At 72.2% G+C, this 12,836-nt stretch carries 11 protein-coding genes; 2 read left to right on the top strand and 9 right to left on the bottom strand.

What is annotated here, in order from left to right; genetic code table 11:
• Positions 1–56: 56 nt before the first annotated feature.
• The 4 genes from J7E97_RS33290 to J7E97_RS33305 form a co-directional block, all read right to left on the bottom strand.
• Positions 57–1,160: a membrane dipeptidase gene (locus J7E97_RS33290; RefSeq protein WP_215035016.1), complete on the bottom strand. Its 1,104-nt coding sequence runs from the start codon at positions 1,158–1,160 to the stop codon at positions 57–59.
• A gap of 339 nt (positions 1,161–1,499) precedes the next feature.
• Positions 1,500–2,714, bottom strand: a complete 1,215-nt coding sequence (locus J7E97_RS33295) for a dipeptidase (protein WP_215035018.1) — start codon at positions 2,712–2,714, stop codon at positions 1,500–1,502.
• A complete protein-coding gene (gene purE, locus J7E97_RS33300) occupies positions 2,711–3,247 on the bottom strand; it encodes a 5-(carboxyamino)imidazole ribonucleotide mutase (protein ID WP_215035020.1) in 537 nt (178 codons plus the stop codon). Before purE ends, J7E97_RS33295 begins: the two co-directional genes overlap by 4 nt.
• Entirely contained in the window at positions 3,244–4,416 is a 1,173-nt protein-coding gene (locus tag J7E97_RS33305; protein ID WP_215035034.1) for a 5-(carboxyamino)imidazole ribonucleotide synthase, read from the bottom strand. The genes purE and J7E97_RS33305 overlap by 4 nt, the downstream gene beginning before the upstream one ends.
• Before the next feature lie 191 nt (positions 4,417–4,607).
• On the opposite strand from J7E97_RS33305, the gene J7E97_RS33310 reads away from it, so the two are divergent.
• Entirely contained in the window at positions 4,608–5,141 is a 534-nt protein-coding gene (locus J7E97_RS33310) for a GtrA family protein (RefSeq protein WP_215035022.1), read from the top strand.
• 72 nt (positions 5,142–5,213) lie between these two features.
• Here the strand turns inward: J7E97_RS33310 and J7E97_RS33315 are convergent, their stop codons facing one another.
• Both J7E97_RS33315 and J7E97_RS33320 read right to left on the bottom strand, forming a co-directional pair.
• A complete protein-coding gene (locus tag J7E97_RS33315) occupies positions 5,214–6,479 on the bottom strand; it encodes an ATP-binding protein (protein WP_215035024.1) in 1,266 nt (421 codons plus the stop codon).
• A 154-nt stretch (positions 6,480–6,633) separates the two neighbouring features.
• Positions 6,634–7,311 carry a response regulator transcription factor gene (locus J7E97_RS33320; protein ID WP_215035026.1) on the bottom strand — a complete coding sequence of 226 codons (678 nt, stop codon included), beginning with the start codon at positions 7,309–7,311 and terminating at the stop codon, positions 6,634–6,636.
• 490 nt (positions 7,312–7,801) lie between these two features.
• On the opposite strand from J7E97_RS33320, the gene J7E97_RS33325 reads away from it, so the two are divergent.
• On the top strand, positions 7,802–9,319 hold the full coding sequence (locus J7E97_RS33325; protein ID WP_215035028.1) for a peptide MFS transporter: 1,518 nt from the start codon (positions 7,802–7,804) through the stop codon (positions 9,317–9,319).
• A 60-nt stretch (positions 9,320–9,379) separates the two neighbouring features.
• Here the strand turns inward: J7E97_RS33325 and J7E97_RS33330 are convergent, their stop codons facing one another.
• From J7E97_RS33330 to J7E97_RS33340, 3 genes are all read right to left on the bottom strand, one after another.
• Positions 9,380–10,642 carry a hypothetical protein gene (locus J7E97_RS33330; RefSeq protein ID WP_215035030.1) on the bottom strand — a complete coding sequence of 421 codons (1,263 nt, stop codon included), beginning with the start codon at positions 10,640–10,642 and terminating at the stop codon, positions 9,380–9,382.
• A 14-nt stretch (positions 10,643–10,656) separates the two neighbouring features.
• A complete protein-coding gene (locus J7E97_RS33335; RefSeq protein ID WP_308346922.1) occupies positions 10,657–11,886 on the bottom strand; it encodes a hypothetical protein in 1,230 nt (409 codons plus the stop codon).
• Positions 11,883–12,836: DUF916 domain-containing protein (locus tag J7E97_RS33340; protein ID WP_215035032.1), on the bottom strand; the 954-nt coding region annotated here is incomplete at its 5' end. The genes J7E97_RS33340 and J7E97_RS33335, both read right to left, overlap by 4 nt.

Below are 12,836 nucleotides of genomic sequence, written 5' to 3' on the forward strand. Positions count from 1 at the left end.
GGCCGCCGCCGCGGCCGCCGCCGCCGAGCCCGGCGTGCCCGCGCGCGTCTGAGCGCCTACGCCGTTCTACGGTGCTGCGCGGCGCGCCCGGTGAACTCCGCGTCCCGCAGCACCCGCTGGGCGTTGCCCCAGGTCAGCAGGGACAGGTCGGTCTCCGGCCAGCCCCGCTCCAGCAGTTCGGCGATCAGGCGCGGATAGCCCGAGGGGTCGGTCAGGCCCGCCGGGCGCGGGACGCCCGGCTCGGCGCCGAAGCCGGCGCCCAGGCCCACGCAGTGGGGGCCCGCGACGGCCCGTACGTGGTCGACGTGGTCGGCGACCGCGTGCAGGGAGTCCCCGGTGAGCGCGGTGTCGAAGGTGACCATCGCCAGGCCGTTCGCCGCGCGCAGCGCGAGCAGCACCTCGTCCGTGACGTTGTCCGGGTGGGGGTTGAGCGCGGCCGCCGCCGTGTGCGAGATGATCACCGGCGCCTTGGAGGCCGCGGCGATCTGGCAGGCCGCCACCGGCGGGCAGCCGGTGAGGTCCAGCAGCATCGCCAGCCGGTTGGTCTCGCGCACCACTTCGTGGCCGAAGGCAGTGAGGCCGTCCGTGGCCCACGGGGCTCCGGCGGGCGCGAGGAGGCGTACGCCGAGGGCGTGGAAGGCGCGCAGCGCGCCGAGGGAGTCCGTCAGCGTGCGGCCGGGGACGGGACCCAGGAACGAGGCGATGCGGCCCCGGTTGCGGGCGTCGGCCAGGTCGTCGGCGCTCAGGGCGAGGCGGAGGCTGTCGGGATATCGGCGCATCAGGGCGAGCGCCACGTCGATCTGTTCGAGGGTGTCGGACACCACCTGGTCGGCGGCCCCGGCTTCGCGGGCCGGGCCGGACGCCGACGCCGACGCGGACGGCGTCATCAGGGACCAGAACTGGGCGCCCACTCCCCCGGCGCGCAGCCGCGGGATATCGGTGTCGACGCCCGTGTCCGGGGTGTCGATGTCGTGGTACGGGCTCTGGCGCAGGGTCCAGACGAGGGTGTTGCACCCGTCCGCGACGGGGTGGACGGACAGCAGCGCGGTAGCCCGGTCCAGGGCTCCCACCAGGGCGGCGGGGGTGTCCTCGGCTCCGAGGGGGCTGGGGCCCACGGGGGTCGCCGGGCTCGTGTGCGGTTCATCCTGCAGGTCGGCCATGGCATGCGCTCCGGTCTCGGCGGCAGCGGGAGAGAAGCAGGGAAGATGTTGCCACCGTGACATGTGGGACGCCGCAGGCGCCCGGCGGATGTGGCGTTCGGGTGAAACCAGCAGGTCACCAGGCTTCCGGGACGGGCCGGGCGGACCCAGACCGGGCGGGGCCAGACCGAGCGGGCCCAGGCCGGGCGGGGCCAGACCGAGCGGGGCCAGACCGGGCAGGCCAGACCGGGCGGGCACCGGCGGTGACGCGTCCGGGCGGGCCCGGAATCCCGGACCCGCCCGGATCAGCCGGCCCCGCGGAGCCCGCCCCGTCCTGTGACCTTTCCGGTCACAGGCCGGCTAGCCGGCCTGCTCCGCCGGGAGCACCGCGTTCGAGGGGCCCCGCACGGCCGACTGCTCGCGGGCCACCGCTTCGGCGTCGCGCAGCACCCGTACCGCGTTCGACCAGGTCAGCTTCGCCAGGTCGGCCTTCGACCAGCCGCGCGCCAGCAGCTCGGCGATCAGGTTCGGGTACCCGGCCACGTCGTCAAGCCCGGCCGGGGTGAAGGCCGTGCCGTCGTAGTCCCCGCCGATGCCGATGTGGTCGACCCCGGCCACCTCGCGCATGTGGTCCAGGTGGTCGGCGACCGTGGCGGCCGTCGCCAGGGGGCGCGGGCGCGCCGCCTCGAAAGCCCGGTGCAGCTCCATCGCCCCGGGAGTGGTGTCGAGGTGGTGGAAGCCGTGCGCGCGCAGGTTCTCGTCCGCGGCCAGGGTCCACTCGACGGCCGTGGGGAGGACGAACTTGGGCACGAAGGTGGCCATCGCCACCCCGCCGTTGGCCGGCAGCAGCTCCAGCACGTCGTCCGGGATGTTGCGCACGTGGTCGCAGACCGCGCGGGCGGAGGAGTGCGAGAAGATCACCGGCGCCACCGAGACGGCGAGCGCGTCGCGCATCGTCGTCGCGGCGACGTGCGAGAGGTCGACGAGCATGCCGACGCGGTTCATCTCGCGGACGACCTCGCGGCCGAAGTCGTTGAGGCCGCCGTGGCGGGGCTCGTCGGTCGCCGAGTCCGCCCAGTCGATGGTGTCGTTGTGCGTGAGCGTCATGTAGCGCACGCCGAGCCGGTACAGGGCCCGCAGGGTGGCGAGCGAGTTGTTGATGGAGTGCCCGCCCTCGGCGCCCATCAGCGAGGCGATCCGCCCCTCGGCGCGGGCCGCCTCCATGTCGTCGGCCGTCAGGGCCCGCACCAGGTCGCGCGGGTAACGCTCGATCAGCTGGGCGACGGCGTCGATCTGCTCCAGGGTGGCGCTGACCGCCTCGTCCCCCGCGTAGTCGGATCGCACGTAGACGGACCAGAACTGCGCGCCGACCCCGCCGGCGCGCAGCCGGGGGATGTCGGTATGCAGGTGCGCGGACTGGTCGGCGGCGATGTCCCGCCGGTCCAGGTCGTAGCGCACGCTCTGGCGCAGCGCCCAGGGCAGGTCGTTGTGCCCGTCGACGACCGGGTGTTCGGCGAGCAGCTCGCGCGCCGCGTCCAGGTGCCGGGCCGCGCCGGCCGGGCCCGCCGCGCTCACTTGCCGAATCCGAAGGACTCCTGGCCGGCGACCTTCGCACGCAGCCGCTTGCCCTTCTCGGTGGCCTGGTCGTTGAGCTCCTGCAGGAAATCGTTCATCCGGGCCAGTAGCTCCGGGTCCTGCGCGGCCAGCATCCGTACGGCGAGCAGCCCGGCATTGCGGGCGCCGGCGATCGAGACGGTGGCGACGGGAATCCCGGCGGGCATCTGGACGATCGACATCAGCGAGTCCATGCCGTCGAGGTACTTCAGCGGCACCGGCACGCCGATGACCGGCAGCGGGGTGACGGAGGCGAGCATGCCGGGCAGGTGGGCGGCCCCGCCCGCGCCCGCGATGATCGCCTTCAGGCCGCGCCCGGCGGCCCGCTCGCCGTACGCGACCATCTCGCGCGGCATCCGGTGGGCGGAGACCACGTCGACTTCGTAGGGGATCTCGAACTCGTCGAGGGCCTGGGCCGCGGCCTCCATGACGGGCCAGTCGGAGTCCGAGCCCATGACGATGCCGATGACGGGAGCTGCTGCGGAGGTGCTCATTCGGTGATGGTTCCTCTGAGGTAGCCGGCTGCGTGACGTGCGCGCTCCAGCACATCGTCCAGGTCGTCGCCGTAGGTGTTGACGTGGCCGATCTTGCGGCCGGGTTTCACGTCCTTGCCGTACATGTGGATCTTGAGCTGGGGGTCGTGGGCCATGCAGTGCAGGTACGCCGCGTACATGTCGGGGTAGTCCCCGCCGAGCACGTTGGCCATGACCGTCCAGCGGGCGCGGGGGCGCGGGTCGCCCAGGGGAAGGTCCAGGACGGCCCGTACGTGGTTGGCGAACTGGGAGGTGATGGCACCGTCCTGGGTCCAGTGGCCGCTGTTGTGCGGGCGCATGGCCAGTTCGTTGACCAGGATCCGGCCGTCGGAGGTCTCGAACAGCTCCACGGCCAGGTGGCCGGTGACCCCGAGCTCCTTGGCGATGCGCAGGGCCAGGGCCTGGGCCTCGCCCGCGAGCTCCTCGGAGAGGTTCGGCGCGGGGGCGATCACCGTGTCGCAGACTCCGTCCACCTGGACGGACTCCACGACCGGATAGGCCACCGCCTGGCCGTGCGGGGAGCGGACGATGTTGGCCGCGAGCTCGCGGACGTAGTCCACCTTCTCCTCGGCCAGGACCGGGACGCCCGCCTTGAACGGGGCCTCGGCGTCCTCCTGGGTACGGACGAACCACACGCCCTTTCCGTCGTACCCGCCGCGCACCGTCTTGAGGATGACGGGGAAGCCGCCGACCTCCCGCGCGAAGGCCGCCGCGTCCGCCGGATCGCTGACGATCCGGTGGCGGGGGCTGGGCGCGCCGATCTCGTCGAGGCGGGCGCGCATCACCCCCTTGTCCGCGGCGTGCACCAGCGCGTCGGGCCCCGGCCGGACGGGGACGCCGTCCGATTCCAGGGCCCGCAGGTGCTCGATGGGTACGTGCTCGTGGTCGAAGGTGATCACGTCACAGCCGCGCGCGAAGGCGCGCAGCGTCTCCAGGTCGCGATAGTCGCCGATGACGACGTCGCTCACGACCTGGGCCGCCGAATCCTGTGGGGTGTCACTGAGGATCTTGAATTTGATTCCGAGGGGGATACCCGCCTCGTGGGTCATGCGGGCGAGCTGTCCGCCGCCGACCATGCCGACTACCGGGAACGTCACTCCCCCAGAGTATCCGGCGGTATTCCGCCATATGGACGTGACCCTGGCCGGTACCCGGCTCGCGGCAGGACGAAGGGGGACGGGGCGGGTGGGGCGAGTGTGCCGTGTGTCGCACGGCTTCCCAAGGCGCAGACGAACGAGCGGGGCGACACTTAACATGAGGAGGCCCAAGACGAGCGTGATGCCTCAAACGGGGGGCCCGAAGGACAGGACTGAAGCCTCATATGAGCAAGCCGGAGAACGGATCTGCCCTCGGCCGCGTGCGCTCGCTGGTACGTGAGGTCGCCAGATTCGGCGCTGTCGGCGGGCTGGGCGTCCTGGTCAACCTCGGGGTCTTCAACCTAATCCGCCAGGTGACCGACCTCCAGGTGGTGCGCGCGAGCGTGATAGCCACCCTGGTGGCCATCACCACGAACTACCTGGGCTTCCGCTACTTCGCCTACCGGGACCGCGCCGATCAGACCGGGGCCGGACGCACCCGCGAGCTCGTCCTCTTCGTCGCCTTCAGCGCGATCGGCCTGGTCATCGAGAACGGCATCCTGTTCACGGCCACGTACGGCTTCCACTGGGACGGCCCGCTGGCCTCGAACTTCTTCAAGTTCGCCGGCATCGGCATCGCCACCGTCTTCCGCTTCTGGTCCTACCGGACCTGGGTCTTCAAGGCCCTGCCCGTGCCGGCCGCGGTCTCGCTGGTGGTCGAGCAGCGCGACGGGCAGGGCGAGGCTCCGTCGCGGACTCCGGAAACCGCGGCGAACTAGAGTTCCCGTCCCGCGCTCACTGCCCGTCCAGCCCTCCCCGCGCATCCCCAGCCCGTCCCCCCGACCCGCCCATCAGCGGACCGTCTCCGTCGGCTCGGTGCGTTCCGGCGCGGTCCGGCTCAGGAAGAGCGCGAACACCGGCGGCTGGGCCTGGAGCAGCTCCAGGCGGCCGCCGTCCGCCTCCGCGAGGTCCCGGGCGACGGCGAGGCCGATCCCGGTGGAGTTGCGGCCGCTGATGGCCCGCTCGAAGATCCGGTTGCCGAGGTCCGGCGGGACTCCCGGCCCCTCGTCGGTGACTTCCAGGACCGCCTGGTTCCCGATCACGCGGGTCCGCAGGGCCACCGTGCCGCCGCCGTGCATGAGCGAGTTCTCCACCAGGGTCGCCAGGACCTGCGAGACCGCGCCCGGGGTGCCCACGGCCCGCATGCCGGTCTTCCCGGAGCGCACGATGGCCCGTCCGGCGCTGCGGTAGGCGGGGCGCCACTCCTCCAGCTGCTGTTTGACGACCTCGTCGAGGTCGAAGGGGACCGCGGAGCCCGTCCGGGGGTCGCGGGAGTTGGTGAGCAGCCGTTGCACGACGTCCGTGAGCCGCTCCACCTGGGTGAGGGCGATCGTCGCCTCTTCCCGTACGGTCTCCAGGTCGTCGGTGACGGTGATCTCCTCCAGCCGCATCGAGAGGGCCGTCAGGGGGGTCCGCAGCTGGTGGGAGGCGTCGGCCGCCAGTCTCCGCTCGGCGGTCAGCATCCGCCCGATCCGCTCGGCGCTGGAGTCCAGTACGTCCGCGACCCGGTCCAGCTCGGGGACCCCGTACCGCTTGTGCCGGGGTCGCGGGTCGCCGGATCCGAGGCGCTCGGCCGTCTCGGCCAGGTCGGTGAGCGGGGAGGCCAGCCGGTTGGCCTGGCGTACGGCGAGCAGGACGGCCGCCACGACGGCGAGCAGGGCCACGGCTCCGACCACGGCCAGGGTCCGCCCGACCTCCTGGGTGACCGTGGAGCGGGACTCCTCGACGACCACGACCTCGCCCTGTTCGCCCCGGGCGGTGCCCCGGATGACGCTGCCCTCGATGCGCTGCCCCACCTCGACGGCGGGCCGGCCCGGGACCGTGATCCGCGCGTAGCGGCCGGCGTCGAGCCGTGCGGCGACGGCCTCGGTGTCCACCGGCTTCTTCTCCAGGACGTCGCCCTCCATGCTGCCCACCAGCCTCAGGGCCTCGGACTCGATGCGGTCCTGGGCGCTGCTGGTGATGGTCCGGGTCTCGACGATGACGAGGGAGACGCCGAAGACGGCGATGACGACGAGCACCACGGCGAGCGTGGAGTTGATGAGGCGGCGGCGCATGGCTTAGAGGATGCCCTACGGCGGGCGCGGGAAGCGGACGCCGGAAGCGGGCCCGGGGGGCGGGCGCGGGTAGGGCGCCGCGAGCGGGCGCGGATGGGGGCGCCGCGAGCGGGCCCGCGGGGGCGGGTCGGCGGCTCCGGGGCCGCCGTCCCGGTCAGCTCTTCTCGAAGCGGAAGCCCACTCCGCGCACGGTGGCGATGTAGCGGGGGTTGGCCGCGTCGTCGCCGAGCTTCTTGCGCAGCCAGGAGATGTGCATGTCGAGGGTCTTGGTGGAGGACCACCAGGTGGTGTCCCAGACCTCGCGCATCAGCTGGTCGCGGGTGACGACCCGGCCGGCGTCGCGGACCAGGACGCGCAGCAGGTCGAATTCCTTGGCCGTGAGCTGGAGCTCCTCCTCGCCCATCCACGCGCGGTGCGATTCGACGTCGATCCGCACCCCGTGGGTGGCGGGCGGCTGGGAGGCCTCGTTGGCGCCGCGCCGCAGCAGGGCCCGGACCCGGGCGAGCAGCTCGGCGAGGCGGAAGGGCTTGGTCACGTAGTCGTCGGCGCCGGCGTCCAGGCCGACGACCGTGTCGACCTCGTCGGCGCGGGCGGTCAGGACCAGGATGGGGAAGCCGTGGCCCTCGGCACGCAGCCGGCGGGCGACCTCCAGGCCGTCCATCCCCGGCAGGCCCAGGTCCAGGACGACAAGATCGACGCCGCCCTGCAGTCCCGCGTCCAGGGCGGTGGGGCCGTCCTCCCGGACCTCGACCTCGTATCCCTCCCGGCGCAGGGCGCGGGCCAGGGGTTCCGAGATGGATGCGTCGTCCTCGGCGAGCAGTACACGCGTCATGTGGGTGATGGTAGTCCGCAGCGGGGGAAAGCAGATGACCGCCCGCAGACCCCTTCCTATCTGGCCTTTTGGACTACTAACGGCCTTCGAATGTACCCGCCTGGTTCCACGATAACCTGTGATCCATATCTCAAGTGCTTTCATATGCGCCACTGTCGTGTCGTATGGTGTCGAGACGCCTGATGCACTACCTCAGAGACTTTCGTGCCAAAACCAGCCGAAGGTCTCTATTTCTGTCCTGACCGGACGGGCACCTTTGATGGAACACCCGCTCCGGGCAGACGGCAGCCAATGACCTAGGGGCCGGGCCCTTCGCGCGAAGTCGCGCGGCAGGGCGTGGATCCCGGTTGGGGATGTCCCTTCGCTTCCGACCCATGGAGCGAGAACCCCCGGGCGTGGGGACGGGACACCCGCCGCCGGTGCCGGCCACCCCTCACCGGGCGCTGATGAGCTCACGAAGCCACGCGTCCCGAGCAAGCAAGGATCGACCATGGCTTCCAGCCTGACGAGGGACTCGGCGGATCCGTCCACCGAGAAGACCTTCTTCGGCCACCCCCGTGGCCTGGCCACTCTGTTCATGACCGAGATGTGGGAGCGTTTCTCCTACTACGGCATGCGCGCCCTTCTCGTCCTGTACTTGGTCTCCGGTGGCGCCGACGCGGCGACCGGCAGCCAGGGTGGCGGCCTCGCCTTCACGATGGCCACGGCCACGGCGATCTACTCCGTGTACGTGGCGATGGTCTACCTCATGGCCATGCCCGGCGGCTGGTTCGGTGACCGCGTCTGGGGTGCCCGCAAGACGGTCGCCGTCGCCAGCTTCGTGATCATGGCCGGCCACGTGTCGCTCGCGGTCCCCGGCCAGGCGATGTTCTTCCTCGGCCTCATCCTGGTCGCGCTCGGATCGGGTCTGCTGAAGGCCAACATCTCCACGATGGTCGGCCACCTCTACGAGGGCCCGGACGACCCGCGTCGTGACGGCGGCTTCACGCTGTTCTACGTCGGCATCAACCTGGGCGCCTTCGTCGCACCGCTCGCCATCGGCAGCGTCGGCGAGAAGTGGAACTGGCACCTCGGCTTCCTGCTGGCCGCGGTCGGCATGGGCCTGGGCCTGGTCCAGTTCCTGCTCGGCAGCAAGCACCTGAACGCCAAGAGCAGCGCGGTCCCGAACCCGCTGTCGGCGCAGGAGCGCAAGGCCGTCATCACCAAGGTCCTCATCGGTGCGGGCATCGTCGCCGTCTTCTACGGCGCCGTCGCCGCCCTGGGCATGTACACCCTGAACTGGGCGCTCGTCCCGATCACCCTCGCCGGTCTGGCCATCCCGGTCGCCGTGCTGCTGAAGATCAAGCGCGACCGCGACCTCTCGGGCACCGAGCAGTCGAAGATGACCGCGTACATCTGGTTCTTCGTCGCCGCCGCCGCGTTCTGGATGATCTACGACCAGGGTGGTTCCACCCTGTCGCTGTTCGCGGACTCCAAGACCGCGGACTCCGTCTTCGGCCTGGGCTTCCCGGCCACCTGGTACCAGTCGCTGAACCCGCTGTTCGTCATGGCGCTGGCCCCGGTCTTCGCCTGGCTGTGGGTGTGGCTGGCGCGCAAGAACCAGGAGCCGAACACCATCGTGAAGTTCGCGATGGGTCTGGTCCTCATCGGCGCCTCGTTCTTCGTCTTCATCGTCCCGATGAACATGGCGGGCGACGGCACCAAGGTGTCGCCGATGTGGCTGGTCTCGATCTACATGATCCAGACCATCGGCGAACTGTGCCTTTCTCCGGTCGGCCTCTCGGTCACCACGAAGATGGCGCCGCAGAAGTACGCCTCCCAGATGATGGGTGTCTGGTTCCTCGCCGTCACCGCGGGCGACTGCATCACCGGTCTGCTCTCCATCGGTGGCGTGGACCTCAACGGCACCGGGGTGATCGCCCTGGAGGCGACGGCCGCCTTCGTCGCCGGTCTGGCGATCTACTCGTACCGCAAGAAGGTCCAGGCGCTGATGGGCACCGTCCACTGAGCGCACCCCTTCGCACGGAGCGGCCCCGCCCGCGGGGACGGGCGGGTGACCCCGCGCGGCCTACGGCCGGCCGCGCAGGCGCCGCCACGGGGTGAACGTGAACACCGCGGCGCCGAGCAGGATCACCGTGCCGGCGACCAGGGCCAGCGCCTTGATGCCGCCCTCGTCCTCGGCGCCGGTCTCGGCGAGGTTGCCCGAGGAGGTGCCGCCCGAGGACGTGGTGCCCGAGGACGTGCTGCCCGTGGCTCCGGGTGAGCCCGCGCCGCCCTCCTGGGCCGTGACGTCCAGCTCCAGCGAGACGCCGGTGGCGGTCGCCGCGCAGGGCACCACGATCGGGGTGGCGCCCGGGGCCATGACGACGTCGATCGTCATCTGGTCGGGGCTCAGCGTGGCCTTGCCGGTCTTGCCCGGCTTGTAGGTGCCGGTCATGTCGGCCAGCGTGACCGGGTCGCCCGCCCCGATCGCCGCGGTGTTCGCGGGACCGGAGACCTTGACCGTGCCGCTGTCGCCGCCGCCGATCTTGATGTTCATCGAGGGCTTGAGGGCCCCCGCCGGCAGCGGCGCCGGGCTCTTCATCGCCCCCTTGGCGGTCTTGACGGTCAGGTCGTAGCCGCCGCCGTTCTTCTTGGCGTTGATCGTCACCGGAGTCTTGATGCCCCCCGGGAGGAAGGCGCCGCAGTCGTAGGCGACCTCGACGGCCTTGCCCGGGAAATCGCTCTGGCCGCCGCTCCCGCTGGTGGTGCTGCCGGTGGTGGTGCTGCCGGTGGTGGCCGGGGCGCCGGTGGTGTTCCCCGTGGTCCCGCCGCCGTCCTCGGTGACCTTGATGGTGAGGCCGACCCCGACCGACTCCTGCGGCGTGCAGTGGGTGAGCAGGCCGCTGAAGTCCACGTCGTACTTGCCGGGCGAGATGGTGACGTCCCCGGCCTTGGTCAGCTTGAGCTTGGCCTTCATGTCGGAGATGGTCATGGGCGACTTCTTGGGGATCGGCGGATTGCTCCGCGCCCCCTCCATCTTCAGCTCGCCGCTCTGCGCCCCGCCGATCTTCGCGTAGCCGATCGGCTTGATGCTGTCCTTGGGCAGGTCCATCAGGTCGGTGTTGTTCGAAGCCGGCTTGACGGTCTTCCAGACCACCTCGACCTCGTCACCCACCTTGGCGGTGGCGGGGGCGGTGATCGAGGCGGTGGTCGTGCCCTGGACCGGGCCGCCACCGCCCGCCGGCGGAACGCACTCCACCTTGTAGGAGACGTCGGCCGCCTGGGCGGGGCTAGCCGCCAGCAGGATGCCCGCGCCGCCGAACAGCAGCGCGACCGCGGCCGCGCTCACCCTCCGTTGGGTCCTCACGATTGTCCTTTCGTCGTCGGACTGTTCTCAGACGGTGCGGACGTCTGTGGTGCCTGAGGTGTTGGTGGTGTCTGTGATGTCTTTGGTGTTGGTGGATCGGATGGAGCACCGGTCCCCGGCGCGCTGTCCGGGGTGAACCACGGCAGGACCGCCGTGGTGGTCTGTGGGGATTCGGCCGCCGCCGGCGGGCGGGCGGGCACGAGGCCTCGTACGGGCCTGCGCGCGGAGCCCCGTACGGCCGGGATCCGCGGCAGCCGGGCGGTCACCGCGACCGCCGGGTCGGCCGGCCCGGCCCCCCGGTGGCGGCCGGGGGCCGTCTCGCGGGGGCGGACCTTGTCGACGACGGCCATGCCGATGCGGAAGACCGCGGCCGGGATGACCACGAGGAGCAGGCCCCAGAACAGCAGCACCCCGTACGGCCGGTCCACGCCCCAGGGCTGCGTGGCCACGACCGTCTCGCCGTACTTGAGCGAGAGCGTGTAGTCGCCGTGGGCTCCCGCCGACAGGGAGGCGTCGAAGGAGACCTCCGCCTTGCCTCCGGGCGGGATGGTGCCCTTCCAGCGGACTTCCTCCCACAGGGGCGCGAACACCCCGTGGGCGATGCCGAGCTGGAAGACCGGGTCCTTGACCGGGGCCGAGCCCAGATTGCCGACGGTGACGGTGAACTTGCGGCCCGGGGGTGCCCCGAACCAGGTCAGCACCCCGTCCTCGCCCTTGAGGCGGACCCCGGTGAGCATGGCCAGGCGGGCGGTGCCGCCCTCGGCGGGGAGCTCGGCCACCGGGTGGTCGGTGATCTTCAGCGGGGCGGCCACGGTGGACTGGTCGCCGTTGACCGAGGTCACGTTGACCACGCACGGGCAGGGCTTGGGCGGGGCCGCCACCGGGAGCCGGGCGGAGAAGCGCCCGTCGTCGGCCACGGAGACGGCGACGCCGTCGGCGTTGGCGCAGCTGTTGGTGCCGCCGATCATGTTCTGCCCGCAGACCAGCAGCATCACCATGGTCTTGCCCCGCCAGCCGGTGCCGGTGACGGACAGCTCGGTGCCCTTGGCGGCTTCGTCGAGCGAGAGCGCCACGGCGGGCTTGGGTCCGTCCTCCGCGGCGGCCGGGGCCGCCGGGAACAGTGCCAGCGCACAGGCCGCCGACCCCACCAGCCCCGCGAGCCCCGCCGCGACGAGGGCCCTGACCTTGCCGCCGCGTATCCCGCTCCCACCGGCCTTGGCGCTCACCTGGATGCTCCCGTCAACTCGTGTTCCGGTGCCGCGGACCGGTCGGGTACGGCGCCGCTCCCGTGCGGAGGCGGTCCGCCGTCCCCGCCCCGGGTCCGCCGCTTGCGTACGAGGAGCAGCGCGGCCGCCGTGGTGCCGCCGAGGCCGCACAGGCCGACGCCGGTCCGGCCGGCGATCCCCCAGGGCAGGAACCACCGGGAGGTGCCGGCCGTCGCGCGGGCGCCGCCGGGGGCCGTGACGGTGAGCGTCAGGGCCACCCGGTCGAAGACCGGGGCGCCGGGCCAGGGTTCGGTCAGCTCCACCCGCTGGCCGGGCAGTACCTCGACGGCCACGGGGTGGGCGCCGCGGCCGGCGACCTTGCCGAAGGCGCCGTCGGCGCGGAGGGACAGCTCGGGCGTGAGCGCCACGTTGCCGCGGTTGACCAGGGTGTAGGCGACGCGGGCGGCCGCGCCCTTGCCGCGTACGGAGACGTCCTCGACCGTGAGCGCCGCCAGCGTCGGGCCGCCGACCCGCAGGTGGACCCGTACGCCCACCTCGTGTCCGGCCTCCGTGGCGACCACGGCGGCCGGATGGTCGCCGGGGGGCGAGTCGGGCGGCACGGTGACGGTGAAGGGGACCACCGCGCGGGTGTGCGCGGGGACCTTGACCGTGGTGCCCGCGCCGAAGCTGATCCAGCCGCCCGCGCCGGTGGACTCCTCGGCCGGACGCACCGCGAAGGCGCCGTCCGCCGTGTTGTAGGCGTCGGCCCCGCGCAGGGTGACGGTGTGCTCCCGGTCGCCGGTGTTGTCCAGGGCCAGCCGATCCTCCAGCACCGTGCCGGAGGGGCCCGCGAGGTAGAAGTACGGGCGGGCCCCGGCCTTCGGCGGCGCCGCGGGCGCGCTGCCGGCGAGAGGTTCCGCCGTCCAGCCGGGCTCGTCGGCGGCGGCCGGGGTCGCGGCCGCGCCGTGGAG

It is taken from the genome of Streptomyces sp. ISL-66, assembly GCF_018614135.1.
Classification (GTDB): domain Bacteria; phylum Actinomycetota; class Actinomycetes; order Streptomycetales; family Streptomycetaceae; genus Streptomyces.